This window comes from Rhodanobacter denitrificans (assembly GCF_000230695.2).
Lineage (GTDB): Bacteria > Pseudomonadota > Gammaproteobacteria > Xanthomonadales > Rhodanobacteraceae > Rhodanobacter > Rhodanobacter denitrificans.
Window position 1 is genome coordinate 3,443,446 of sequence record NC_020541.1, and the last position, 25,991, is coordinate 3,469,436.

General features: G+C 69.9%; 20 protein-coding genes, 1 other RNA gene and 1 riboswitch. Of the genes, 9 read left to right on the top strand and 12 right to left on the bottom strand.

Annotated elements, in window-relative coordinates:
* Positions 1 to 2: 2 nt before the first annotated feature.
* The 12 genes from murC to rsmI form a co-directional block, all read right to left on the bottom strand.
* Positions 3 to 1,442 carry a UDP-N-acetylmuramate--L-alanine ligase gene (gene murC / locus R2APBS1_RS15870; protein WP_015448704.1) on the bottom strand — a complete coding sequence of 480 codons (1,440 nt, stop codon included), beginning with the start codon at positions 1,440 to 1,442 and terminating at the stop codon, positions 3 to 5.
* Positions 1,439 to 2,512, bottom strand: coding sequence for an undecaprenyldiphospho-muramoylpentapeptide beta-N-acetylglucosaminyltransferase (gene murG / locus R2APBS1_RS15875; RefSeq protein WP_007509339.1), 1,074 nt, complete (start codon positions 2,510 to 2,512; stop codon positions 1,439 to 1,441). The genes murC and murG overlap by 4 nt, the downstream gene beginning before the upstream one ends.
* Positions 2,509 to 3,750, bottom strand: a complete 1,242-nt coding sequence (gene ftsW, locus R2APBS1_RS15880) for a putative lipid II flippase FtsW (RefSeq protein WP_015448705.1) — start codon at positions 3,748 to 3,750, stop codon at positions 2,509 to 2,511. Before ftsW ends, murG begins: the two co-directional genes overlap by 4 nt.
* Positions 3,750 to 4,832: a phospho-N-acetylmuramoyl-pentapeptide-transferase gene (gene mraY / locus R2APBS1_RS15885; protein WP_015448706.1), complete on the bottom strand. Its 1,083-nt coding sequence runs from the start codon at positions 4,830 to 4,832 to the stop codon at positions 3,750 to 3,752. The genes ftsW and mraY overlap by 1 nt, the downstream gene beginning before the upstream one ends.
* Positions 4,822 to 6,204 carry a UDP-N-acetylmuramoyl-tripeptide--D-alanyl-D-alanine ligase gene (locus tag R2APBS1_RS15890; RefSeq protein WP_015448707.1) on the bottom strand — a complete coding sequence of 461 codons (1,383 nt, stop codon included), beginning with the start codon at positions 6,202 to 6,204 and terminating at the stop codon, positions 4,822 to 4,824. The genes mraY and R2APBS1_RS15890 overlap by 11 nt, the downstream gene beginning before the upstream one ends.
* Positions 6,201 to 7,709 carry a UDP-N-acetylmuramoyl-L-alanyl-D-glutamate--2,6-diaminopimelate ligase gene (locus R2APBS1_RS15895; protein WP_015448708.1) on the bottom strand — a complete coding sequence of 503 codons (1,509 nt, stop codon included), beginning with the start codon at positions 7,707 to 7,709 and terminating at the stop codon, positions 6,201 to 6,203. The genes R2APBS1_RS15890 and R2APBS1_RS15895 overlap by 4 nt, the downstream gene beginning before the upstream one ends.
* Positions 7,706 to 9,520 (bottom strand): peptidoglycan D,D-transpeptidase FtsI family protein, encoded by a 1,815-nt coding sequence (locus R2APBS1_RS15900; protein WP_015448709.1) that lies wholly within the window; start codon positions 9,518 to 9,520, stop codon positions 7,706 to 7,708. Before R2APBS1_RS15900 ends, R2APBS1_RS15895 begins: the two co-directional genes overlap by 4 nt.
* A complete protein-coding gene (gene ftsL, locus R2APBS1_RS15905; protein WP_007509352.1) occupies positions 9,520 to 9,789 on the bottom strand; it encodes a cell division protein FtsL in 270 nt (89 codons plus the stop codon). Before ftsL ends, R2APBS1_RS15900 begins: the two co-directional genes overlap by 1 nt.
* A complete protein-coding gene (gene rsmH, locus R2APBS1_RS15910; RefSeq protein WP_015448710.1) occupies positions 9,786 to 10,727 on the bottom strand; it encodes a 16S rRNA (cytosine(1402)-N(4))-methyltransferase RsmH in 942 nt (313 codons plus the stop codon). The genes ftsL and rsmH overlap by 4 nt, the downstream gene beginning before the upstream one ends.
* A 42-nt stretch (positions 10,728 to 10,769) precedes the next feature.
* Positions 10,770 to 11,216 carry a division/cell wall cluster transcriptional repressor MraZ gene (gene mraZ / locus R2APBS1_RS15915; RefSeq protein WP_007509356.1) on the bottom strand — a complete coding sequence of 149 codons (447 nt, stop codon included), beginning with the start codon at positions 11,214 to 11,216 and terminating at the stop codon, positions 10,770 to 10,772.
* A gap of 326 nt (positions 11,217 to 11,542) precedes the next feature.
* Positions 11,543 to 11,905, bottom strand: an RNA gene (rnpB, locus tag R2APBS1_RS19435) — RNase P RNA component class A.
* A gap of 70 nt (positions 11,906 to 11,975) precedes the next feature.
* Positions 11,976 to 12,800, bottom strand: a complete 825-nt coding sequence (gene rsmI, locus R2APBS1_RS15920; protein ID WP_015448711.1) for a 16S rRNA (cytidine(1402)-2'-O)-methyltransferase — start codon at positions 12,798 to 12,800, stop codon at positions 11,976 to 11,978.
* Between the two features lie 81 nt (positions 12,801 to 12,881).
* Here rsmI and R2APBS1_RS15925 point away from each other — a divergent pair, with 81 nt between their 5' ends.
* The 9 genes from R2APBS1_RS15925 (at position 12,882) to metE (ending at position 25,838) form a co-directional block, all read left to right on the top strand.
* The gene (locus R2APBS1_RS15925) at positions 12,882 to 14,816 is read left to right on the top strand and encodes a penicillin-binding protein activator (RefSeq protein ID WP_015448712.1); all 1,935 of its coding nucleotides are present in this window, start codon (positions 12,882 to 12,884) and stop codon (positions 14,814 to 14,816) included.
* Complete coding sequence (locus R2APBS1_RS15930; RefSeq protein WP_015448713.1) at positions 14,816 to 15,172, top strand: YraN family protein; 357 nt, start codon at positions 14,816 to 14,818, stop codon at positions 15,170 to 15,172. Before R2APBS1_RS15925 ends, R2APBS1_RS15930 begins: the two co-directional genes overlap by 1 nt.
* 73 nt (positions 15,173 to 15,245) lie before the next feature.
* Positions 15,246 to 16,619: an FAD-binding oxidoreductase gene (locus tag R2APBS1_RS15935; RefSeq protein ID WP_015448714.1), complete on the top strand. Its 1,374-nt coding sequence runs from the start codon at positions 15,246 to 15,248 to the stop codon at positions 16,617 to 16,619.
* A 62-nt stretch (positions 16,620 to 16,681) separates the two neighbouring features.
* Positions 16,682 to 17,266 (top strand): uracil-DNA glycosylase family protein, encoded by a 585-nt coding sequence (locus R2APBS1_RS15940; RefSeq protein WP_007509368.1) that lies wholly within the window; start codon positions 16,682 to 16,684, stop codon positions 17,264 to 17,266.
* 107 nt (positions 17,267 to 17,373) lie between these two features.
* Positions 17,374 to 18,654, top strand: a complete 1,281-nt coding sequence (locus R2APBS1_RS15945) for a nucleoside permease (protein ID WP_015448715.1) — start codon at positions 17,374 to 17,376, stop codon at positions 18,652 to 18,654.
* Between the two features lie 80 nt (positions 18,655 to 18,734).
* Positions 18,735 to 20,849, top strand: a complete 2,115-nt coding sequence (locus R2APBS1_RS15950) for a TonB-dependent receptor (RefSeq protein ID WP_015448716.1) — start codon at positions 18,735 to 18,737, stop codon at positions 20,847 to 20,849.
* Between the two features lies 1 nt (position 20,850).
* Entirely contained in the window at positions 20,851 to 21,960 is a 1,110-nt protein-coding gene (locus R2APBS1_RS15955; protein ID WP_015448717.1) for a PepSY-associated TM helix domain-containing protein, read from the top strand.
* A 55-nt stretch (positions 21,961 to 22,015) separates the two neighbouring features.
* Positions 22,016 to 23,002 carry a tRNA dihydrouridine synthase DusB gene (gene dusB / locus R2APBS1_RS15960; protein WP_015448718.1) on the top strand — a complete coding sequence of 329 codons (987 nt, stop codon included), beginning with the start codon at positions 22,016 to 22,018 and terminating at the stop codon, positions 23,000 to 23,002.
* A 137-nt stretch (positions 23,003 to 23,139) separates the two neighbouring features.
* Positions 23,140 to 23,350: riboswitch (cobalamin riboswitch) on the top strand.
* A gap of 193 nt (positions 23,351 to 23,543) precedes the next feature.
* Positions 23,544 to 25,838 (top strand): 5-methyltetrahydropteroyltriglutamate--homocysteine S-methyltransferase, encoded by a 2,295-nt coding sequence (metE, locus tag R2APBS1_RS15965; protein WP_015448719.1) that lies wholly within the window; start codon positions 23,544 to 23,546, stop codon positions 25,836 to 25,838.
* Positions 25,839 to 25,991 lie beyond the last annotated feature (153 nt).

Below are 25,991 nucleotides of genomic sequence, written 5' to 3' on the forward strand. Positions count from 1 at the left end.
GCTCACTTGTGCGTCCTCAGATTGCCGAGCTGGGCCATCTCCACCGCCGCCGTGCCGATGTCGCCGGCGCCCAGCAGCAGCAGCAGGTCGCCGTCGCGCAGCAGCGCCGGCAGGGTTTCCTTGAGCTCGCGCGGATGCTCGACCAGCACCGGATCGACCTTGCCGCGCGCGCGCACCGCGCGCGCCAGCGCACGGCCGTCGGCGCCGGCGATCGGCGCCTCGCCGGCCGGGTAGACGTCGGTCAGCACCAGCACGTCGACCTCGGCCAGCACATTGGCGAAGTCGTCCAGCAGGTCGCGCGTGCGGCTGTAGCGGTGCGGCTGGAAACCGACCACCAGCCGGCGCCCGGGCCAGCCGCCGCGGGCGGCGGCGAATACCGCGGCCAGCTCGCGCGGATGGTGGCCGTAGTCGTCGACCAGCAGCACGCTGCCCTGGTCCAGCGCGATCTCGCCGCGCCGGTGAAAGCGCCGGCCGACGCCCTGGAAGTTCTCCAGCGCACGCGCCAGCGCCTCCGCCTCCACCCCCAGCTGCCAGCCGATTGCGGACGCGGCCAGCGCGTTCAGCACGTTGTGCCGGCCCGGCAGGTTGAGCTTCACCGGCAGCGCTGCGTCGCGACCCGGCAGCAACAGCTCGAAGTGCATCTCGAAGCCGTGCTGGCTCACGTTGCGCGCGCGCACGTCGGCGTCGGCGGCGTCGATGCCGTAGGTCATCACGCGGCGCGTGGTGGACTTCGCCAGCACGGCCACTTCGGGGTCGTCCACGCACAACACGGCCAGGCCGTAGAACGGCAGCCGGTGCAGGAAATCGGCGAACGCCTTCTTCACCTCGGCGAAATCGCCGTGGTAGTTCTCCAGGTGATCGGCGTCGATGTTGGTGACCGCGGCGATCACCGGCGACAGCAGCAGGAACGAGCCGTCGGATTCGTCGGCCTCGGCGACCAGATACTGGCCGCTGCCCAGCCGGGCGTTCGCGCCTGCCGCGTTGAGCTGGCCGCCGATCACGAAGGTCGGGTCGTAGCCGGCCTCGGCCAGCACGCTGGCGGTGAGGCTGGTGGTGGTGGTCTTGCCATGCGTGCCGGCGATCGCCACGCCGCGGCGGAAACGCATCAGCTCGCCCAGCATCTCCGCACGCGGGATCACCGGGATGCGCGCTTCGCGGGCCGCGACCAGCTCCGGGTTGTCCTGCCTGATCGCGCTGGAGGTCACCACCACGTCGGCGTCGCCGATGTTTTCCACCGCGTGCCCAACGTGCACGACGATGCCCAGCTGCTGCAGCCGCTGTGCAGTCGGCGAGTTGGCGCGGTCGGAACCGGACACCGCGTAGCCGAGGTTGTGCAGCACCTCGGCGATGCCGCTCATGCCGACGCCGCCGATGCCGATGAAATGCACCCGGCGGAAGGTGCTCATCGGGTCTTCATGGGCATGCAGGCGACGCGGCGTCATGCGGCCACCTCCAAGCAAGCGCGCGCGATGACCTGTGCCGCGTCGGGTTTGGCCAGCGTGCGCGCGGCTTCGGCCATCGCCAGCAGGCGGTGGCGGTCACCCAGCAGCAAGGCCAGCCGCTGCGCCAGTATCTGTACGTCCAGCTCGTTCTCCTGCATCAGTTCGGCGGCTCCGGCCGCCATCAGTACTTCGGCATTGCGCGTCTGGTGGTCGTCCACCGCGTGCGGGAACGGCACCAGCACGGCGCCCAGCCCGGCCGCGGCCAATTCGGCCAGGGTCAGCGCGCCGGCACGGCAGACGGCCAGATCGGCCCAGCCATAGGTGCCGGCCATGTCGTCGATGAAGGCCACCACCTGCGCCTCGACACCGGCTTTCGCATACGCCTCGCGCGCTTCGTCGAGGCCGCGGCTGCCGCACTGGTGCAGCACCTCGGGACGCTGGGCCGGGGTCAGTTGGGCCAGCGCCTGCGGCAGCGCCAGGTTCAGCGCACGGGCGCCGAGGCTGCCGCCCAGCACCAGCAGACGCGGCTTGCCGTCGCGCCCGACCATGCGCTGGGCGGGCGGCGGCAGCGCCGCGATCGCCTCGCGCACCGGGTTGCCGACCCACTCGGCCCGCGGCAACGCGTCGGCGAAACCGGCCAGCACGCGTTTCGCCAGTCCGGCCAGCTTGCGGTTGGTGAACCCGGCCACGCGATTCTGCTCGTGCACCAGCAGCGGCCGGCGCAACAGCCACGCGGCGAGGCCGCCGGGACCGGCCACGTAACCACCCATCGACAGTACGCTGCGCGGCTGCACCTGGCGCAGCACGGCCAGCGAGGCGAACAGCGCGCGCAGCAGCATCAGCGGCGCCAGCAGCCGGGTCCTGATGCCCTTGCCGCGCAAGCCGCCGACCGCCACCGTGTGCAGTTCGATCCGCTGCGCCGGCACCACCTTCGTCTCCATCCCGCCGACTGCGCCCAGCCACACCACCGGCACGCCCTGCGCGCGCAGGCACTCGGCCACGGCCAGGCCAGGGAAGATGTGGCCGCCGGTGCCGCCGGCCATGATCAGCACGGGAGCTTGCGTGTTCATGCAGCCACCGCCTCGCGCGGCTTCGCCGCGACGTTTGCATCGGCCACGGCGACCGCCGCCGGCATCCGCGTGGCCATCTGCCGCGCGTCCAGCGCGCGGTTGATCTCCCAGGTGGCGCGCAGCAGCACGCCGGCCATGGCGCAGGTCAACACCATCGACGAGCCGCCGTAGCTGATCAGCGGCAGGGTCAGTCCCTTGGTCGGCAGCGCGCCCAGGTTCACGCCAACCGATACGAACGCCTGCATCGCCAGCATCAGCGAGACGCCGAACGCGACGTAGCCGGCAAAGCGCTGGCCCACCTCGACGCCCTTCAGGCCCAGGTACAGGCCGCGCCCCACCGCCAGGCCGAACAGGCCGATCACCAGCAGCACGCCGGCCAGGCCCAGTTCCTCGCCGATCACCGCAAAGATGAAGTCGGTATGCGCCTCCGGCAGGTAGGACAGCTTCAGCACGCTGGAGCCCAGCCCCACCCCGGTCCATTCGCCGCGGCCGATCGCCATCAGCGACTGGGTCAGCTGGAAGCCGTCGTTGAACGGATCCTTCCACGGGTCCATGAACGAAGTCAGCCGCTTCATGCGGTAGCTCTCGCCGGTCGCCGCCACGTACAGCAGCGGCATCAGCGGCAGGCCCATCAGGAACAGGAAGATCGGCCGCGCGCCACCCAGCCAGACCATCGCGATGGTCACCGCGATCACCAGCGTGGCCGAGCCGAAGTCCGGCTGCGCCAGCAGCAGCAGCACGATCATGCCGGCGACCAGCACCGGCTTGAACAGTCCCAGGAATTTCGTTTCCACATTTTCGCGGTGGCGCACCAGGTAGCTGGCAACGTAGACCACCAGAATGAGTTTTACCGCCTCCACCGGCTGGAACGTGGTGACCAGCAGGTTCAGCCAGCGCCGCGCGCCATTGATGCGCATGCCTAGGTGCGGCACGAACACCGCCAGCAGCATCAGGAACGCCAGCGCCAGCAGCGGGAACGCATATTTTTCCAGCAGCTTCAGCTCGGTGCGCATGGCCAGGCCGGCCGCGAACAGGCCCAGGCCGAGGAACAGCAGGTGCTTCTTCAGGAAATAGAACGCGCCGAGGTGCTGGCTGTCCGCCACCGCGATCGAGCTGGACGTCACCATCACCACGCCCACGCTGGCCAGCCCGACCAGCGCGACCAGCAACCACAGGTCGAAGCTGCCGCGCGGTCCGCTGCGGCGTTTGGCCTGGCTGGTAGCGTCGAAGATCGGCATCAGCGCACCTTCAACGTGGCAAGGCCGATCAGCACCAGCACCACGGAGATGATCCAGAAGCGCACGATCACGCGCGGTTCGGGCCAGCCCTTCAATTCGAAGTGGTGGTGGATCGGCGCCATGCGGAACACGCGCTTGCCGGTGAGCTTGAAGCTCGCCACCTGGATCATCACCGAGGCGGTTTCCATCACGAACACGCCGCCCATCACCAGCAGCACGACCTCCTGGCGCACGATCACCGCCACGCAACCCAGCGCCGCGCCCATCGCCAGCGCGCCGACGTCGCCCATGAACACCTGCGCCGGATAGGTGTTGAACCACAGGAAGCCGAGCCCCGCGCCGGCCAGCGCGCCGGTGAAGATCGCCAGCTCGCCCGCGCCGGGAATCGAGGGGATGCCCAGGTATTCGGAAAACACCTTGTTGCCGGCCAGATAGGCGAACACGCCGAGCGCGCCGGAGACCAGCACGGTGGGCATGATCGCCAGCCCGTCCAGCCCGTCGGTGAGGTTCACCGCGTTGGAGAAGCCCACGATCATGAAATAGGTGATCACCACGAAGAACAGCCCCAGCGGCAACACCACGTGCTTGAACAGCGGCACGTACAGCGCGGTCTCCGCGGGCAGCTGAGCGGTGTGGTAGAGGAACAGCGCCGCGCCGAGGCCGAACACCGACTGCCAGAAGTATTTCCAGCGGCTGGCCAGGCCGCGGCTGTCCTTCAGCACCAGCTTGCGGTAGTCGTCGTAGAAGCCGATCGCGCCGAAGCTCAGCAGCACCGCCAGCACCACCCATACGTAGCGGTTGTGCAGATCGGCCCACAGCAAAGTGGCGACGGTGACCGAAAGCAGGATCATCACACCGCCCATGGTCGGCGTGCCGGCCTTGACCAGGTGCGTCTGCGGACCGTCGCTGCGCACCACCTGGCCGGCCTTCAACGCGGCCAGCCGGTTGATCAGCCACGGGCCGCACAGCAGCGACAGCGCCAGCGCGGTGAGCGCGGCCATGATCGTGCGGAAGGTGATGTACTGGAACAGATGCAGCGCGGTGAAGTGCCGTGCCATCCAGTCGGTCAGTTCAAGCAGCATCGGACGCACCCCCTTCGTTCTTGCCCGCCGTGCCCGGATGACCGCCGAGCGCCGCCACCACCTGCTCCATGCCGGCCGAGCGCGAACCCTTCACCAGGCAGGTGACGCCCGCGTGCAGCTGCGTCCGCAGCGCGGCGATCAACGCGACCTTGTCGTCGAAATGCGTGCCGCCGGCGCCGAACGCCTCGACCGTGGCCGTGCCGAACGGGCCCACCGCGAACAGCCGCTCGACCCCGCGCTCGCGCGCACGCGTGCCGATGCCGGCATGCAATGCGGGCGCATCCGTGCCCAGCTCGGCCATGTCGCCCAGCACCAGCCAGCGTTCGCCGGCGGCCAGCAGCAGGGTGTCGATCGCTGCCGCCATCGAGCCGGGGTTCGCATTGTAGCTGTCGTCGATCAGGGTCCAACCGCCGGCCATCGTCTCGCGGCGCAGGCGGCCGGCCACGCCGGGCACCTGCTCCAGCCCGGCCACGATGGTGGCCAGCGGCACCTCAAGCGCCAACGCTACCGCCGTCGCCGCCAGCGCGTTGGCGATGTTGTGGCGGCCAGGCAGTGGCAGCGCCACCCCGGCGTCGCCTTGCGGCGTATGCAGCACGAAACGCGAGCCGTCCACGCGTTGCTCGACGATGCCGGCGCCGATGTCGGCCGGTTGCTCCAGGCCGAAGCGCAGCACCTTGCGCGCGCCGGCCAGGCCGGTGAAGAAGCTGGCGAACGCGTCGTCGGCATTGATGATCGCCACGCCGTCGGCCGGCAACGCCTGGTACAGCGCGCCCTTGGTCTCGGCCACGCCTTCGATGCTGCCCATGCGCGCAAGATGCGCCGGCGCGATGAGCGTGACGAGGCCGATATCGGGCCGCGCGATGGCAGCCAGGTAGGCGATGTCACCCGGCTTGCCGGCGCCCATCTCGAATACCGCGTATTCGGTGTCCGGCGGCATCGCGAGCAGGCTCAGCGGCAGGCCCAGCTCGTTGTTGAAGTTGCCCGCGCTGACGTGGGTGCGGCCGTGCCGCGCCAGGATCGAGGCGACCAGCGTCTTCACCGTGGTCTTGCCGTTGGAGCCGGTGATGCCGACCACGCGCACGTTGCGCTGCGCGCGCACCGCGCTGGCCAGGTCGCCGAGGGCCAGTTCGGTGCTGCCCACCAGTACCTGCGGCAGCGCGCTGTCGACCTTGCGCGTGACCAGCGCGGCGACCGCGCCGCGCGTGGCGGCTTCGGCCAGGTAATCGTGGCCATCAGCCCGCTCGCCCTTGATCGCCACGAACAAGTCGCCGGGCTCGAGCCTGCGCGTGTCGATGGCGACGCCGGTCACCTCGACGTCGGCGCCGAGCAGGCGGCCGTGGGTCCACAGCGCGATGGCGGCGAGCTGCATCATGGGCGTGCCTCCCCGCCGATCCGTTCCAGCACGGCACGCGCCACCGCCAGATCGTCGAACGGGCGCTTGCCGATGGCGCCGTCCTGGTAGGTTTCGTGACCCTTGCCGGCGATCAGCACGACGTCGCCGGCGTGCGCCAGCTGCAGCGCGTCGGCGATCGCCAGCGCACGGTCGCGCTCCACCGTCATCGCGCGCGCGGCGGCCATGCCGGCCACGATCTGCGCCACGATCGCATCGCCATCCTCGCCGCGCGGGTTGTCGTCGGTGACGATCGCCACGTCAGCCAGCCGTGCCGCGATCGCGCCCATCAGCGGGCGCTTGCCGGCGTCGCGCTCGCCGCCGCAGCCGAACACGCAGATCAGCTTGCCGGCGCAATGCGCGCGCACCGCAGCCAGCGCCTGTTCCAGCGCATCCGGCGTGTGTGCGTAGTCGACCACCACCAGCGGCTGGCCATGCACGCCGCCGAGCCGGCTCATCCGCCCGTTCACCGGCTGCAGCTGCTCGAGCGCCTCGACGATGCGCGCGAACGGCTCGCCCAGCGCGCCGAGGCAGCCCACCACGGCGAGCAGGTTGGCCACGTTGAAGCGGCCGATCAGATGGCTGCGCACGGCCCGCGTGCCCCACGGCGTGCGCAGCTGGAACGCCAGCCCTTCGGCCGAGGTGACGATCGCGCTGGCGGCGATCTCCGCCTCGCCGTCGTCGGCCATGCTGAAGCGCAGGCGCTGCACGCCGGCCAGCAGCTGCGTCGCCAGTTCGCGACCGAACGTATCGTCGATGTTGATCACTGCGCTGCGCAGGCCCGGCCAGGCGAACAGCTTCGCTTTCGCCGCACCGTAGGCTTCCATGCTGCCGTGGTAGTCCAGGTGGTCGCGGGTGAGGTTGGTGAACGCGGCCACCTCGTAATCCACCGCTGCCACGCGGCCCTGCTCCAGCGCGTGCGAGGACACCTCCATCGCGACGTGGCTGACCTGCGCAGCGCGGAACTCCGCCAGCAACTCCTGCACCGTCACCGCGTCGGGGGTGGTGCGCTCGCCTTCGTGCAGTCGGCCGTGCACACCGGCGCCGAGCGTGCCGATCGAGGCTGCGCGATGGCCGAGCAGGGTCAGCGCCTGTGCCAGGAGCTGCACGCACGAGGTCTTGCCGTTGGTGCCGGTGACGCCGACCATCCGCATCGACTCGCTGGGGCGCTCGTAGAAACGTGCGGCGATCTCGCTGACCTGGCCATGCAGGTCGTCGATCCACAGCACGGGAACCTCCAGCGGCTCGACCTTGGCGGGTGCGGGTGCCTCGGCCAGCACCACCCGCGCGCCGCGCTGCTCGGCGCCGGCGGCGAAGCTGATGCCGTGCGCCTGGCTGCCGCGCAGGGCGAAGAACGCGTCGCCGCGGCGCACCCGGCGCGAATCGAGGCTCAGGCCGGACACCACGATGCGGCCGGCATCCGGCGCGGCGGCGATCGGCGCATCGGCGATGCCCAGCAGCAACTGGTCGAGGTGGCCGGTGCTCATGGCGTGTCCTCGTCGACCGGGGCGTCGTCGATCGGCGCATCGACCGGCGGCTTGCTGCCCACCAGGCCGTCGACGTTCTGCAGCGGGCCGCCGACATACCAGCGACCGATGTTGTCCGGCGGCACGTCGAGCAGGCGCAACGCACCTTCCATCACCCTGGAGAACACCGGCCCGGACACCGTGCCACCGTAGTAGCTGCCCTTCTGCGGGTTGTCGATCACCACCACCGCGGCCAGGCGCGGGTTCGACGCCGGCACGATGCCGGCGAACGCCGAGGTGTAGTTGCTCTTGGCGTAGCCGCCGACGCTGGCCTTGTGCGCGGTGCCGGTCTTGCCGGCCACGCTGTAGTTGGCGATGCGCGCCAGCGTGCCGGTGCTGCCCGGCCCGGTCACCGTCTCCATCATGCGCAGCAGCTGGCCCGCCACTTCCGGCGAAATGATCTGCTTGGCGGTGGCGTCGCCGCCCTTGATGAAGCTCGGGCTGTGCATCACGCCGCCGTCGGCGATGGTGGCGTAGGCGTTGACCAGCTGCAGCACGGTCACGTTGAGGCCGTAGCCGTAGCCGAGGATGGCCTTCTCCAGCGGACGCCAGCTGCGGCCGATGCGCAACGAACCGGCGGCCTCGCCAGGGAAGCCGCTCTCGGTGCTGTTGCCGAAGCCGAACGCGCGGTAGGTGTCGTACATCAGCGTGGTGTCGAGCGTCATGGCGATGCGCGCCGCGCCCACGTTGCTGGACTTGGTGATCACCCCGGTCGGCGTGAGCAGCCCGTAGTTGTGCGTGTCGTGGATGTCGTGGCCCTGGAAATACCAGTGCCCGCCGGTGGTGTCGATGATCGGGCTGGTCGGCGTGTACTTGCCGCTGGACAGCGCCGCCGCCATCAGGATCGGCTTGACGGTGGAGCCCGGCTCGAGCACGTCGGTCATCGCCCGGTTGCGCCGCTGGCCCGGCTTGCTGCCGCCGAGCGCGTTCGGGTTGTAGGTGGGCAGGTTGGCCATCGCCAGCACTTCGCCGGTCTTCACGTCGAGCACCACGATCGAGCCGGAATCGGCCTGCGATTTCTCCAGCGCGTTTTTCAGTTCGCTGTAGGCGAGGAACTGGATGCGCCGGTCGATGCTGAGCGTGAGGTTCTGCCCCGGCTTGGGCGCGCGCACCTGCTCGATGTCCTCGACCACGTGGCCCATGCGGTCGCGGATCACGCGCTTGGCGCCGGGCTTGCCGGCCAGCCAGTCGTCGTAGGCCAGCTCCAGGCCTTCCTGGCCGCGGTCGTCGATGTTGGTGAAGCCGAGCACGTGCGCGGTCACCTCGCCAGACGGGTAGTAGCGCTTGAACTCGCGCTGGCCGTTGATGCCGGGGATGCCCAGGTCCAGCACGGCCTGCGCCGCGGCCGGCGCCATCTGCCGGCGCAGGTAGACGAACTCGCGGTCCGAGCGCTGCGCCAGCTGCGCCTTCAGGCCGTCCGCGTCCACGCCCAGTGCCTGCGCCAGCGCGGGGATGCGCTCGTCGCTGTCGAGCACCTCGGCCGGGTTCGCCCAGATCGACATCATCGGCGTCGACACCGCCAGCGGCTCGCCGTTGCGGTCGAAGATGGTGCCGCGCGACACCGGAATCGGCATCTCGCGCAGGAAGCGCGCATCGCCCTGGCGCTGGTAGAACTGTTTGCGCACCACCTGCAGGTCGAACGCACGTGCGACCAGGCCGGCCGAGACCAGGCCGAGCAGGCCGACCACCACCACCATGCGTCGACGCGCGCTGGGGCCGGCGCCGCGACGGCGGCTGGGCTGGGCGGGAGCGATGTGGTTGCGCCAGCTCATCAGCGCAGCAGCCGGATGTCTTGCGGGCGCGGATCGACCATGCCCAGCTTCTGCCGGGCCTCGTCGTCGATGCGCCGCGGTTCGGCGTAGGTGGCCTGCTCCAGTTCGAGTTTGCCGTATTCGATGTTCAGCTCGTCGCGCTGGTTCTGCAGCGCGGTCAGGCTGACGAACAGCACGCGGCTCTCGTGGCGCGTCCACACCACGCCGAGCGCGCTGGCCAGCACCGCGACCAGCAGCATCAGCAGGCACAGGGCGCCGAGTACCTTCATGCGCGGCCCTCCGCCGCAAGTTTCTCCGCCACGCGCAGCACCGCCGAACGCGAGCGCGGGTTCGCCGCCTGCTCGGCGTCGGACGGAAACTGCGCCTTGCCGACCGCCGCCAGTTGCGCCGGCGCGGCCTGCACCGGCGGCCCGCGGCGGCTGTTCTGCACGCGGCCGGCGTGATCGCGGATGAACAGCTTCACCGCGCGGTCTTCCAGCGAATGGAAGCTGATCACCGCCAGCCGGCCGCCGGGCTTGAGCCGTTCCAGCGCCGCATTCAAGCCCTGCTGCAGGGCATCCAGCTCGCCGTTCACGCGAATGCGCAACGCCTGGAAGCTGCGCGTGGCCGGGTGCTTGCCCGGCTCGCGCCGGCCGGCCACGCGCTCGATCAGCGCGGCCAGCTGGCCGGTGCGGGTGAACGGGGTGGCCTCGCGGTCGGCCACGATGGCGCGGGCGATGCGCCGGCTGTGGCGCTCCTCGCCGAAGTGCCACAGCACGTCGGCGATCTCGCGCTCGCTGGCGTGGGCCAGGAACTCCGCCGCGCTCTCGCCCTGACTGGGATCCATGCGCATGTCCAGCGGCGCATCGGCCATGAAACTGAAGCCGCGCGCGGCCTCGTCCAGCTGCGGCGAGGACACGCCGAGGTCGAGCAACACGCCGTCGAGGCCGGCCGCGGTCTCGTCCCACTCGGCCAGGCTGGAGAAATTCGCGTGGCGAATCGCCACGCGCGGATCGCCCGCGAATTCGGCCTGCGCGGCGGCAATCGCAGCGGGATCGCGGTCCATCAGCAGCAGCCGGCCGTCGGGACCCAGGCGCGACAGCACCGCGCGGGCGTGACCGCCGCGACCGAAGGTTCCATCGAGATAGCGCCCGCCCGCATGCACGGCGAGTCCCTCCACTGCTTCACCCAGCATCACCGGGATGTGCCGCAACTGCTGCTCGGCCATGCCGCACTCCCGCTCCCGTCCCGCCCACATGCCGATCGCGCCTTACAGGCGCAATTCCGCCATTGCCTGTGTGATCTCGCCTTCGCCGATGGTCTGGCGGATCTTCTTCAGGTGCTCCTGCTCGCTCCACAGCTCGAACTTGTCGCCCATGCCCAGCAGCACCGCCTTCTTCTCGATGCCGGTGGTGGCACGCTGGCTGGCCGGCAGCAACACCCGCGATGCCGAATCGGGCTCGACCACGGCGGCTGCGCCGACCAGCTTCATCTGCATGTCGCGATGCGCCTTGACCACCTTGGACAGCGCATTGACCTGGTCGCGCACCAACTCCCACGCCGCGTACGGGAACAGCCACAGGCAGCCGGACTCGAACGGGTTGTAGGTGAGCACCAGACGGTTCGCGCACTCGCCCGCCACCTGCTCCCGATAGGCGGTGGGGATGGTCAGGCGACCCTTGTCGTCGATGGTGATGGCGGTTTCGCCCTGGAACACGGTCAGCAGACTCCACTAAAACCCACGATTTCACACTGGAGCCCACGATAATCTCGCCCTATGAGACTGTCAAGGCAATTTCGCTTGTGAATCAAGGAGTAAAGGCAGAATGCTGACCGTACATGCAGCATATTCTCAGGAACGCCTGCAAGGTGTTTGATAGCAGGGAATTTTTTAAAAATCCAAATGCACCACTGCGAGCCCAGACCGGATGAAATCCGGCCGGATCGGCACCGTGACGCCGCTCGGGGATGAATCGCCATTCACACACACGGACGCCCCTCACCGCCGCGGCGACGGGCCGCAGCGGTGAGGAACGCATGAAGAGGTGGAGTCGGCCTGTAAGCCGGGTTCTGTACGCCTTGCGGCGCGACAGTCATTCCTCTCGGCCAGGCGTCGCCGCCTGGCTCCAGCAACCTACCCGGGAACAACGCGGGCCGCGTTATCGTTCCCCTATTTGGTCTTGCTCCGAGTGGGGTTTACCGTGCCGTACGGCGTTGGCCCCGTACGCGGTGCGCTCTTACCGCACCCTTTCACCCTTGCCTGTGCCCTTGCGGGCCATCGGCGGTCTGCTCTCTGTTGCACTGGCCGTCAGCTCACGCTGCCCAGGAGTTACCTGGCACTCTGCCCTATGGAGCCCGGACTTTCCTCGATGCGCTTGCGCGCGACGCGACTGTCCGGCCGACTCCGGGAGCCATTGTAATGGCCGGGAGTCGGGATTGGGGAGTCGGGATTCGGAAAAGCGCGCCGGAACCAGCCTCACGATTCATATAACGCCCTGCGCGGCGCGCCGCTGATCGCCGCCGCCAGCTTGGCCGCCTTCGCCGGCGGCAGTTCCTCGCGCAGGATCGCGAACACACGCCGCCCTTCGGCGAGCTTCGCGTCGGCCTCCTCGCCGCGGCCGGCGACCAGGATCACGCACTCGCCGCGCTGCTGGTCGGGATCGGCGGTGACCCGTGCCGCCAGCAACCCCAGCGGCTCGCCCAGCACCGTCTCGAACAGCTTGGTCAGCTCGCGCGCGAGCACCGCTTCACGCCCGGCGCCAAACACGTCGCGCATGTCGGCCAGGCTTTCGGCGACGCGGTGCGACGACTCATAGAAGATGAGCGTGCGCGCGTCGCCCGCCAGCTCCTGCAGCCGGCTGCGCCGTGCCGCTGCCTTCGGCGGCAGGAAACCCTCGAACACGAAACGGTCGCTGGGCAGGCCGGCCACCGACAGCGCAGCGATCGCCGCGCAGGCGCCCGGCACCGGGATGCAGCGGATGCCGGCCGCGCGCGCGGCGCGCACCAGCCGGAAGCCCGGGTCGCTGATCAGCGGCGTGCCCGCGTCGGAGATCAGCGCCACCGCTTCGCCGCCCTGCATCCGGCGCACGATCGCCTCCACCGCGTCGCGCTCGTTGTGTTCGTGCAGCGCGATCAGCGGCGTGTCGATGTTGTGATGCAGCAGCAGCGGCCGGCTGTGGCGGGTGTCCTCGGCGGCGATCACCGCCACCGCGCGCAGGGTCTCGATCGCCCGTGCGGACAGGTCGTCGCGGTGGCCGATCGGCGTGGCGACCACCCACAAGCAGCCTAATGGTGCTGACATCTGCAAACTCCTGCGCCGTAAGCCGGCAAGTCGATCCGCTATGATCGCGCATTGACGACCCTGACGAACAAGGGATTTCCCATGCGCTTCATGCGCCTCTCGCGCGTCGCCGCGATCGCACTGCTGTTTTCACTGGTGCTGGCCGCCTGCGTGCCGGCGAACACGCCGCGCTCGCCGGCCGAACTTGCCGCCGCGCAAAGCGCCGAGGCGCTGTCCCGGCAGGGCCAGTTCGACCAGGCCGCGCAGGCCTGGCTGGCGCTCGCCGCGCAGTCGCGCGGCCACGCCGACAGCTACCGATTGCTGGCCGCCGAGGCATGGCGCGAGGAAGGCCGGCTCGAACGCGTCGCCCCGGTGCTGGCCGAGATCAAGCGCCAGCGCCTGAGCGGCGATGAGCCGCTGCGCTTCGACCTGCTGCAGGCCGAGCTCGCGCTCGACCGCCACGACGCCGCCACCGCGCTGCGGCTCACCACCCAGCCAAACGTCGCCGTGCCGCCGGCGCTGCAGCTGCGCCTGCTGGAGTGGCGTGCCCGCGCGATGGCCGCCAGCGGCGACCGTTGGGGCGCCGCACGCACCCGCGTGCAGATGGACGGCCAATTGAGCGGCTACGACCACACCCAGAACCGCCAGCAGATCCTCGACCTGCTGGGCCGGGTCGGCGTCGAGTCGCTCAAGCAGCGCGCCGCCGCGATGCAGCGCGGCGACCGCATGCTGCCGTGGGTGAACGAGGCGCTGAACCAGCTCGGCGTCGCCGTGGCCCAGCCGCCGCCGGACCTGCAGCAGCCGGTCGGCACCCTGCTGCCCGGCGCCGGCGCGAACGTGCGCGAGGGCTACAAGGCACCCAGCCAGGTCGCCCTGCTGCTGCCCAGCGACGGCAATTACGCCGCGGCGAGCACCGCGATCCGCGAAGGCTTCTTCGCGGCCTATCTCGACGCCGGGCGCAACCACGCGCCACGTCCCTCGGTGCGCGTCTACGACAGCCAGGGCACCGCCGACGGTGCGGTCAAGGCCTACCAGCAGGCGGTCAGCGACGGCGCGCGGCTGGTGGTCGGCCCGCTGACCCGCGGTGAAGTCGCCGGGGTGTTCAGCCAGGCGCGACTGCCGGTGCCGTTGCTGGCGCTGAACCACCCCGACGACAAGCAGCTGCCCGCCGGCGATGCCAGCGAATTCGGCCTGCTGCCGGAAACCGAAGGCGCTCAGGCCGCCGACCACATGGTCGAACGCGGCCTGCGCCGGGTCTATGCCATGGTCTCCACCGACGATTTCGCGCAACGTGCCGCCGGCGCGTTCAAGGCCGAGCTGGCGGCGCGCGGCGGCGAGCTCGCCGGCACCGTCACCCTGCCGCCGGGCGTCACCAGTTACGCCGACCTCATCGCCGGACTGAAGCTTCCCACCGGCACCAACGCGCCGCCAGCGGCGGCGGTCGAACCGGCGACCGCCGGCACCACGGCGGCAGCCGCTCTCAGCGGCGCGGTGAGCGACGCCGGCATCTTCATCAGCATGCGTCCGGAACAGGCGCGCCTGTTGCTGCCGCAATTGCGCATCGCGCAGGTGAACCTGCCGGTGATCGCCACCTCGCACGTCTACGCGGGCAGCGACGACGTCGCCGCGAACCGTGACCTCGACGGCGTGGAATTCTGCGACGCACCGTGGCTGTTCGACGCCCAGCCGGGTCTGCCGAACCGCGACGGTATCGCCGCACGCCTGCCGGCGGCCCGCGGTGGCGCGGCGCGGCTGTTCGCATTCGGCATGGACGCATGGAACCTGGTGCCCTACCTGGAGTGGCTACGCGCGCACCCGGGCAGCTACGTGCCCGGCGCCAGCGGTCAGCTTGCCGCCGACCAGTTCGGCCGGGTACGCCGCGTGCTGATCTGGGCGCAGTTCCAGAACGGCCTGGCGCGCCCGCTGGGCGGCAGCCTGCAGTTGGACGACGCACCCTCGAACGCGCCGCCCGCCAGCGCCGAGCCGGCGCCGTCGAGCTCGCCGTCGAGCGGAACCTTCCAGCCCGCGGCGGACTGATGCGCGCCGCCGGCGACGATTTCGAGCAGCGCGCCTGCACCGAACTGCTGCGCGCCGGTCTCACGCTGCTCGCGCGCAACTACAGCACCCGCCATGGCGAGCTGGATCTGGTGATGCGCGATGGCGACGCCGTGGTGTTCGTCGAAGTGCGCTACCGCAAGAGCGCCAGCCACGGCGACGCCGCCGCCTCGGTGACCACGGCCAAGCAGGCGAAACTGATCCTCGCCGCGCAACACTGGCTCGCCGCGCACCCGCAACACGCGCGGCGCAGCTGCCGCTTCGACGTGGTCAGCTACGACGGCCCATCCGATGCCATCCGGCGCGAATGGCTGCGCGGCGCATTCGAAGCCGGCTGATCTGGCCTGACCGATTCCGGCCCGGCTGATCTGGCGCAGCAAATTCTCCCCCAGAGTGGATTACGCTTTGCCGATGCCGCTGCCTGACGCACTGCTCACCCACCTGCGCGAGATCTTCCCCGACGATGCACTCGCCACGGCCGCCGACCAACGGCGCGCCGCCGCCCGCGACAATTCCCGCCATGAACACCTGCCCGACGCGGTGGTATTTCCCACCACTCACGCGCAGGTCGAGGCGCTGGTGCGCGCCTGCCGAGAACACAAGGTGCCGCTTACGGCGCGCGGCGGCGGTACCAGCTCCACCGGCGCCTCGGTGCCGCTGACGGGCGGCGTGGTGGCAAACTTCATGCGCATGAACCGCATCCTGCGCATCGCCCCGGACGACCGCCTCGCCGTGGTGGAGCCGGGCGTGACCAACGAGGCCTTGCAGCAGGCGCTGGCGCCGCACGGCTTCTTCTGGGCACCCGACCCGGGCTCGGCGCCGTGGTGCACGGTGGGCGGCAACCTCGCCTGCAATGCCGCCGGGCCGCACGCGGTGAAATACGGCGCCACCCGCGACAACGTGCTGGGCCTGGCCGGCGTGGCCGGCACCGGCGAAAGCTTCCGCTGCGGCACGCAGACCAGCAAGAGCGCGATCGGCTACGACCTCACCCGCCTGCTGATCGGCTCGGAAGGCACGCTGGCGGTGATTACCGAGACCACCTTGAAACTCACGCCGAAGCCGGCGGCGCTGCGCAGCCTGCGCGCCAGCTACCGCGACGCCGCCAGCGCCGCGCAGGCGGTGGCGCGCATCATGGCGCAGCCGGCCACGCCCTGCGCGCTGGAGTTCATGGACGCGCTGGCGCTGAAGCTGGCGCGCGAACACCAGCCCGAGGCCGGCGTGCCCGAGGCCGCGGCGCTGCTGCTGATCGAACTGGACGGCGCGCCCGATGCGCTGGAGGCGGCCTGCGCCGCGGTCGAGGCCGCCGCCCGCGTGGACGGTCTGGTGCAGCTGGAGGTGGCGCGCGACGAAGCGCAGACTCGCGCGCTGTGGGCCGCGCGCAAGGCCCTGTCGTTCGCCCAGCGCGCGGTGACCCAGCACAAGATCAACGAGGACGTGGTGGTGCCGGTCTCGCGCCTGCCCGCGCTGGTGGACAGCGTGCGCGCGCTGTCGGAAAAGCACGCCGTGCCGATCGTGAGCTTCGGCCACGCCGGCAACGGCAACCTGCACGTGAACTTCCTGCCGCGCGACGTGGACGAGATCGAGCGCGCCTACGCCGCGCTGCCCGAGCTGTTCGAACGGGTGCTCGCGCTGGACGGCACGCTCTCCGGCGAGCACGGCATCGGCGCGGTGAAACGCGAGTTCATGCCGCTGGCGCTGGCGGGCGCGACGCTGGGCCTGATGCGCGGCATCAAGGCCGCGTTCGACCCGGACGGCATCCTGAACCCGGGGAAGTTGCTGCCTTGAACGACGCCCATCGCACTCGTCGCGAGCCATCGCCGACGGAACTGCCGCAACTGTCGCGCCGGATGGACGAGCTGCTGGCCGACATCCGCAGCTGTCGCACCTGCTCGCAGCAGAATCCGCCGGGGCTGCGTCCGGTGCTGCAGGCGTCGGCGACGGCGCGACTGCTGATCGTCAGCCAGGCGCCGGGGCGCAAGGTCGAGCAGACCGGCATCCCGTTCAACGACGTCAGCGGCGAGCGGCTGCGGGACTGGCTGCAGATCGGTCGCGACACGTTCTACGACGCCGCGCGCGTGGCGATCGTGCCGATGGATTTTTGCTACCCCGGCAAGGGTCGCAGCGGCGACCTGCCGCCACGCCCCGCATGTGCGGCGATCTGGCACCCGCAGCTGTTTCCGCTGATGCCCCGCGTGCGTCTGACCCTGGCCATCGGCCAGTATGCGCAGGCGGGGCTGCTGGGCAGCGCACGCGCGGCGACGCTCACCGACACGGTGCGCGACTGGCGCACGCACCTGGCCCGTGGCGTGCTGCCGCTGCCGCACCCCAGCCCGCGCAACCGGCCCTGGGTGCTGCACAACCCGTGGTTCGAGGCCGAGCTGCTGCCGGTGCTGCGCGAACGGGTGGCATCCGCGCTTGCCGCCGCGGATTGAACCTGTCGCATCGCACCTTGCCGCTTGGCGCCGGCGTCGTCTAACCTGCCCCGCTACGACATCGTGGCCACGGGGCCGACCCCGGCCTTGCAGGGGAACCCTCGTCCATGAGCCTCAAGCTCCGCCTTACCGTACTCAATTTCTTCCAGTACTACATCTGGGGCGCCTGGCTGCTGACCATCGGCACCTGGTGGTTCCAGACCCAGCACTGGTCGGGCACCAGCTTCGGCGCGATCTTCTCGACCATGGGCATCGCCTCGCTGTTCATGCCTTCACTGGTCGGCATCGTGGCGGACAAATGGATCAACGCCGAGCGCCTGTACGGCATGCTGCAGATCGCCGGCGCGATGGTGCTGTTCGCGATCCCGCACGTGCGCGACCCGGAGCAGATGTTCTGGGTGATGCTGCTGAACATGTGCTTCTACATGCCGACCATCTCGCTGGCGATCACGGTGGCCTACAACGCGCTCAAGCAGGACGGCCTGGACGTGGTGAACACCTATCCGCCGATCCGCGTGTGGGGCACCATCGGCTTCATCGCGGCCACCTGGACCACCAGCCTGCTCGGCTTCAAGGCCTCGCCCGCGCAGTTCCACGTGGCCGCGGCCGCCTCGCTGCTGCTGGGCCTGTATGCCTTCACCCTGCCCAAGTGCCCGCCCAAGCTGGGCGCCGCCCAGGGTCGCAGCCTGGTCGACCGGCTCGGCCTCACCTCATTTGTGCTGTTCAAGAACCGCAACATGGCGGTGTTCTTCCTCTTCGCGATGCTGCTCGGCGCGGCGTTGCAGCTCACCAACGCCTACGGCGACGCCTTCCTCAGCGACTTCGTCAAGGTGCCCGCATACGCCAACTTGCTGGCGGTGAAGTACTCCACCATCATCATCTCGATCTCGCAGTTCTCCGAAACCGCGTTCATCCTCACCATCCCGTTCTTCCTGAAGCGCTTCGGCATCAAGGCGGTGATGACGATGAGCATGCTGGCCTGGGTGCTGCGCTTCGGCCTGTTCGCGTTCGGCGACCCGGCCGGCGGCCTGTGGATGATCGTGCTCTCGTGCATCATCTACGGCATGGCGTTCGACTTCTTCAACATTTCCGGCTCGCTGTTCGTGGAGAGCCAGGCCGACCCGAAGATCCGCGCCAGCGCGCAGGGCCTGTTCATGCTGATGACCAACGGCGTGGGCGCCGTGCTCGGCAGCCTGATCGCCGGCTTCGTGATCGACCACTTCTTCACCAACCACGCGTGCGACGACGCGGTGCTGATCTGCAAGGACTGGCACGGCATCTGGCTGGCCTTCGCCGGCTACGCACTGGTGATGGCGCTGCTGTTCGTGCCGCTGTTCAAGCACCGGCACGACGCGGCCGCCGCGCAGCAGGCCGTGCCGACGCACTGAACCGGGCACGGCAGGTGTAGCAGTATTTGTTATTGCGAATCATTTTCATTTAACATGCGCCTCCCCAACCGGAGGCCTCCATGTCATTCGCCGTTCGCCCGTTCGCTCTTGCCCTCGCGCTCGCCGGCGTCGCCCATGCCGCCGACCAGAAGGTTGCGGTCGAACTCCGGCGCATCGAAGTCTCCGAAAGCACGCTGCGCATGCCGCAGAGCCAGGGCGCGCTGCCGACCACGATCACGGTGATCACCAGCGAGGACCTGCGCCAGCAGCTGGCGATCACGCCGGATCTCTCCGACGCCATCGGCAACCTGCTGCCCTCGTTCGCCCCCTCGACGCAGAAGCTCAGCTCGCGCGGGCAGACCCTGCGCGGGCGCAATCCGCTGTACATGATCGACGGCGTGCCGCAATCGAGCCCGCTGCGCAACGGTTCGCGCGATGCCTACACGATCGACCCGGCGATGATCGAGCGCATCGAGATCGTCGAGGGTTCCAACTCGATGCAGGGCCTCGGCGCCGCCGGCGGCATCATCAACATCATCACCAAGCAGGCGCCGAAGCAGGATGGCGTGCGCCAGGAAGTCACCGTCAACACCAGCGCGCCGACCCGCGGCGCGAACGGGCTGGGCTACGGCGCGGCGTACCTGCTGGGCTGGCGCAGCGGCGCGTTCGACCTGGTCGCCGGCGCGTCGTGGCGCAAGCGCGGCATGTACTCCGACGCGAAGGGACGGCTGATCGGCGTCGACGGTACCCAGGGCGACCTGATGGATTCGGTGAGCACGGACGGCTTCGCCAAGCTCGGCTACGACTTCGCCGGCGCGCGCCGGCTGCAGCTGACGGTCAACCGCTTCGACCTGCAAGGCAACGGCGACTACACCGCCGTACCGGGCGACATGGCAAGCAACCTGCCGACCACCTCGATCCGCGGCAAGCAGCCCGGCGACGCGCCGCGCAACCGCGTGCTGACCAGCAGCCTCGACTACCGCGACCCGGCGCTGGCCGGCGGCGAGCTGCGCGCGCAGCTCTATCACCAGAAGAACCGCGAACTGTTCGGCGGCGGACGTTTCGCCACCTTCCAGGACCCGGCCTACGGTCTGAACGTTTTCGACCAGTCGCAGAACGTGTCGACCAAGGACGGCGCCCGGCTGTCATGGGCCAGGCGCGGCCTGCTCGACGACAAGCTCACCCTGCTGGCCGGCGCCGACGGCTATCGCGACACCACCTTCCAGGAGCTGACCCACACCGGCCGCCACTGGGTGCCGGACAGCACCTACACCGGCTGGGCGCCGTTCCTGCAGGCCGAATACTGGCCGCTCGAGTCGCTGTCGCTGTCCGGCGGCCTGCGCCACGAGCACGGCACGCTGGAGGTGCCCACCTTCCGCACGCTGGCAGCCTACAACGGCGTCACCGTGCAGGGCGGCTCCACCAGTTTCAGCAAGACGCTGCCGAACGTCGGCGCGGTCTGGTACCTCACCGGCCGGCTCAACCTGTTCGCCAGCTACGCCGAGGGCTACACCCTGCCCGACGTGGGCCGCGTGCTGCGCGCGATCAACCAGCCGGGCCAGAACGTGGCCGATTTCCTCGACTTGAAGCCGGTGGTCTCGGACAACCGCGAAGCCGGCGCCGAGTACGCCGGCGACCGCGCGGGCGCGCGGGTGAGCTACTACGTCTCGCGCTCACGGCTCGGCTCGGTATTGGTGTTCGACGCGCCGAACCAAGTCTACAACGTGATGCGCCAGCGCACTGCGATCAGCGGCTGGGAGGCACGCGCGAACTGGCAGCCGTTCGACGGCACCCGCCTCGACGCGTCCTTCGCGATCAACCGCGGCCGCTCGGACCGCAACGGCGACGGCCAGGTCGACTCCGACCTCGACGGCGCCAACATCGCGCCGAACCGGCTCAACCTGTCGTGGACGCAGCGCTGGAACGACGCGCTGTCGAGCTACCTGCAGTTGAGCCACGCCTACAGCCGCGACTTCGCCACGCTGGGCCGGCGCAGCGCGCGCTTCGACGGCTACAGCACCGCCGACGCCTACCTGAAATGGCACAGCGGCAGCGCCGGCGACTGGACGCTGGGCGTGCAGAACCTGGCCAACCGGCAGTTCATCAACTACGTCTCGCAGACCGTCGGCGACGATGACTCGTACTTCGCCGGCCGCGGCCGCGTGGTCTCGCTGACCTGGCAGCAGGCCTTCTGAAGTGCCCGCCGCGACCACGGTCGACGCATCCGCGCACCATGCCGGCGCCGTGCGGCACTGGCTCAAGCGCCTGCACCTGTGGGTTGGCCTCAGCGTGGGGCTGGTCTACGCACTGATCGTGCTCAGCGGCAGCGTGCTGGTGCTGCAGGGTCCGCTGCTGCGGCTGATGCATCCGCCGTTGGCCGCACACGCGTTGCCCGACGCGGCGGCGCGCACGGCCGTGCTGACGCGCATCGCGCACGAATGGCCGTCCAGGGGACTGCGCGGCGCCGATCTGCCGACCGCCGGGCTGCCTGTGTGGCAGCTGTATTTTTCCGACGGCTCACGGCGCTATCTCGATCCCTCCAATGGCGACTTGCTGCTGACGCGCGCACCCGGCAGCGACCCGCTGCTGACCTTGCGCGACTGGCATACCCACCTGCTCGCCGGGAAAACCGGCGAAGCCGTGCTGGGCGTGCTCGGCTGGCTCATGCTGGGGCTGCTGCTTTCCGGCGTGTGGCTGTGGTGGCCAGGCCGGCGGAACCTGCGCGGCAGCCTGCGCATCTACACGCAGCCGCCGGCGCGGCGCTGGGTCAGCTGGCACCGCAACGTCGGGGCGATCAGCCTGCCGTTGCTGCTGCTGGTGACCTTGACCGGCACCTTGATGGTCTACGGCGCGGGCACCCGACACGTCCTGCAGGCGCTGTTCGCGGATGCGCCGGCCACGCCGACGCCGGCCCGCATCGCGCCGCGCCCGCAGGCGATCGACTGGGCGGCGGTGCTCGACGCCGCGCAACACGCGCTGCCGGGCGCCGAATTGCGCCGCATCGCGCTGCCCGCGGCCAACGACGGCCGCGTGACGATTCGCGCACGGGCGCCGGGCGAATGGCATCCGGTCGGACGCAGCCAGGTGTGGCTCGATCCCTACCGGGCCCAGGTGCTGGGCGCCGTCGACGCCACCGCCGAAGGCACCGGCGCGCGCCTCAGCAACGCGGTTTATCCTCTGCACGCCGGCAGCGTGGGCGGCCTGGCCGGAAAGCTGCTGGTGCTGCTGTGCGGCCTGCTGCCGCCCTTCTTCCTGGTGACCGGGTTCCTGTTCTGGCGCGCGCGCCGACGGCGCCACCGCCGATAAGCGATCCCGGAGGCCGTCGGCACGGCAGTTTCCGCGATTCACTTACAATGGGCGGATGCAGATCGGCCCTTACCTGATCGACCCGCCGCTGGTGCTCGCCCCGATGGCAGGCGTCACCGACAAGCCGTTCCGCCTGCTGTGCAAGCGGCTCGGCGCGGGCCTGGCCGTGTCCGAGATGACCAGCGCCGACCCGACCCTGTGGCAGACGCGCAGGTCGCTGCGCCGGATGGACCACGCCGGCGAACCCGAACCGGTCAGCGTGCAGATCGCCGGGTACGATCCCGCAATGCTGGCCGAGGCGGCACGCTTCAACGTCGCCAACGGCGCGCAGCTCATCGACATCAACATGGGTTGCCCGGCCAAGAAGGTGTGCAACGTGTGGTCCGGTTCGGCCCTGCTGCAGGACGAGCCGCTGGTGGCGCGCATCGTCAAGGCCGTAGTCGATGCCGTCGACGTACCGGTGACGCTGAAGATCCGCACCGGCTGGAACCGCGACAACAGGAACGCGCTGAACATCGCGCGCATCGCCGAGGATGCCGGCATCGCCGCGCTGGCCGTGCACGGCCGTACCCGCGCCGACAAGTACGAAGGCGAGGCCGAGTACGCCACCATCGCCGCGGTGAAGGCCGCCGTGCGCATCCCGGTGCTGGCCAACGGCGACGTCTGCACCCCGCAGCAGGCGAAGCACGTGCTCGCGATCACCGGCGCCGACGCGGTGATGATCGGCCGCGGCGCCCAGGGCCGCCCGTGGATCTTCCGCGAGATCGCCCACTACCTCGCCACCGGCGAGCTGCTGTCCGAACCGGAACCGGCCGAGGTCGCCGCGATCCTGCTCGGCCACCTCGAACACCTGTACGCGTTCTACGGCGAGCAAGCCGGAGTGCGCATCGCGCGCAAGCATCTGGGCTGGTACGCGAAGGACCGTCCCGAGAACGCCGCGTTCCGCCAGGTGGTCAACCGCGCCGAAACCGCCGGCGAGCAGTTGCGCCTGACCCGCGACTACTTCGCCGCGCTGGCCAGCGGCGAGCACCTGGCCGCCTGATCGGCCCTTCCTGCAGGAGCGCGCAGCCCTTCTGAAGCGACTTCAGCCGCGGCAGCTCCACGATCTGCAAAGAACATCACGGCCGAAGCCGCTCCCACGGACGCTCGTCGTCATTTGACTTTGGACGTCCATACGGCTAGCTTGCGGCTTGCTGATGGTAGCCATCTTTCTATGCGCATAAAGAGATGGCTTCAAGGGAAGCCGGTGCGAATCCGGCGCTGCCCCGCAGCGGTATGTGGAAACGACCTCCGTCACAGGCACTGGATGCGATGCACCCGGGAAGCGACGGATAGCAGGCCGCGCAAGACGTCCACGAGCCCGAATACCTGCCTCAGCCGGAAGCGCGCACATGCGTTTCCGGCCGGCCTGGCGTTTCCGCGGGGAACACCGAAGCTTGCGCGTCGCTGCCCTCCGGGCCTCGCGCCGGCTTCGCCTGCCCGCGGCACCGCCGGTTCGCCCGCGGGGGCGAAGGTCAACGGCCCGGCGATCCTGCCGGCCATCTCCTTCGTTCCTCTTTGCCCATCCTGCAGGAGGAATATCCATGCCACTCGTTACCCATTCCGGCTTTCCGCGCATCGGCCTGAAACGCGAACTCAAGCGTGCACTCGAATCGCACTGGCGCGGCGGCACCGACGCACGGGCCCTAAAGGACACCGCCCGCACCCTGCGCCTTAGCCACTGGCAACTGGCACACGCTGCCGGCGCCGATGTCGTGCCGTGCAACGACTTCAGCCTGTACGACCACGTACTCGATACCGCCGTGCTGTTCGACGCCATCCCCGAGCGCTACCGGCTGGTGTTTGCGGAAAACGCGCTGGACGGCTACTTCGCGATGGCCCGCGGCCACAAGCGTGGCGGCCACGACCTGCACGCGCTGGAGATGACCAAGTGGTTCGACACCAACTACCACTACCTGGTGCCGGAGCTGCAGGCCGGTCAGCGCTTTGCACTCAACGGCGACAAGCCGCTGGCGGAATTCCGCGAGGCAAGGTCGCTCGGCCTGCATGCGCGGCCGGTGCTGCTCGGTCCGGTGTCGTTCCTGCTGCTCTCCAAGACGGTGGACGGCAGCGACCGGCTCGCCCTGCTCGATGCCCTGTTGCCACCCTACGCCGACCTGCTCGGGCAACTGGCCGACGCCGGCGCCGACTGGGTGCAACTGGACGAGCCCTGCCTGGTATTCGACCTGGAGGACGTCGACCGCGCGGCGTACCGTCATGCATACGCGACACTCGCCGCAGCGCGCACGCCGCGGTTGCTGCTGGCCAGCTATTTCGGCGCACTGGGCGACAACCTGGCCATGGCCGCCGCGTTGCCGGCCGATGGCCTGCACGTCGACCTGGTGCGCGCACCGGAGCAACTCGATGCCGTGCTGGATGCGCTGCCCGCCGACCGCATCCTCAGCGCCGGGGTGGTCGACGGCCGCAATATCTGGCGCAGCCATCCCGGACGCGTGCTGCCGTTGCTGCGCAAGGCACGGGCGCGGATCGGCGACGAACGCCTGTGGCTGGCGCCATCGTGCTCGCTGCTGCATGTGCCGATCGACCTTGAGGCGGAAACCGGGCTCGACCCGCAGCGACGCGCGTCGATGGCGTTCGCGCGGCAAAAGATCGAGGAGCTGCGCGTGTACGCCGATGCCCTCGCCGGCCAGCCCGAAGCCGATGCCGCGCTCGCCGCGCAACAGGGGCTGCTGGACGCGCAGGCGAATGCGCCCGGCGTGGTCGTTGCCGGCGTGCGTGACCGCCTGCACGCGCTCGGCCCGCAGGCCTCCCTGCGCCGATCCGCCCACGCGGCGCGCCGGGCGTCCCAGGCCGAAGTCCTCGACCTGCCACCGCTGCCCACCACCACGATCGGCTCGTTTCCGCAGACCGACGACCTGCGCAAGGCACGCGCCGCGCATCGCGCCGGCAAGCTCGACGACGAGACCTACGAGCAACGGCTTCGGGCGGAAATCGAACGCGTGGTGCGCTTCCAGGAGCGCCTCGGACTGGACGTGCTGGTGCATGGCGAGCCCGAGCGCAACGACATGGTCGAGTACTTCGGCGAGCAACTGGACGGCTACCTGTTCACCCGGCTCGGCTGGGTGCAGAGCTACGGTTCGCGCTGCGTGAAGCCGCCGGTGATCTGGGGCGACGTGGCCCGGCCCGCACCGATGACGGTGCGCTGGTCGCGCTATGCGCAGTCGCTCACCGACAAGCCGATGAAGGGCATGCTGACCGGCCCGGTGACGATGCTGCAGTGGTCGTTCGTGCGTGACGACCTGCCGCGCGAAACCGTCTGCCGGCAGATCGCGCTGGCCTTGCGCGACGAGGTGCACGATCTGGAAGCGGCCGGCATCGGGCTGATCCAGATCGACGAGCCGGCCCTGCGCGAAGGCCTGCCGCTACGTCGCGCCGACTGGCCCGGCTACCTGGCGTGGGCGGTGGAGTGCTTCCGCATCGCCGCCGGCGGCGTGCGCGATGCGACCCAGATCCACACCCACATGTGCTATTCGGAGTTCAACGACATCATCGAGGCGGTGGCGGCGATGGATGCCGACGTGATCTCGATCGAGACCAGCCGCTCGCGGATGGAACTGCTCGACGCCTTCGCCCGCTTCCGCTACCCGAACGGCATCGGTCCCGGCGTCTACGACATCCACTCCCCGCGTGTGCCCGGGCAGGAGGAAATCCTCGACCTGCTGCACAAGGCGCTCGACGTGCTGCAGCCCGGGCAGCTGTGGATCAACCCCGACTGCGGCCTGAAGACCCGCGGCTGGCCCGAAGTGGAGCAGGCCCTGCGCCATATGGTCGACGGCGCGCGGCAGCTGCGCGCCGAGCTGGAAGCCATTCCCGGATAGCGCGTCGCCGGCGATCGTCCGCTCCCGCCGGAGCGGACGATCCTGCGGCCGTCCAAACGGCTGACCCCGGAACCAACCCCGCAGGCCCCGGAATCGCCGCGGGCTGCAAAACCGGAGGCAGCGATGTATCATGCGCGACTTGTTTTATCTTTC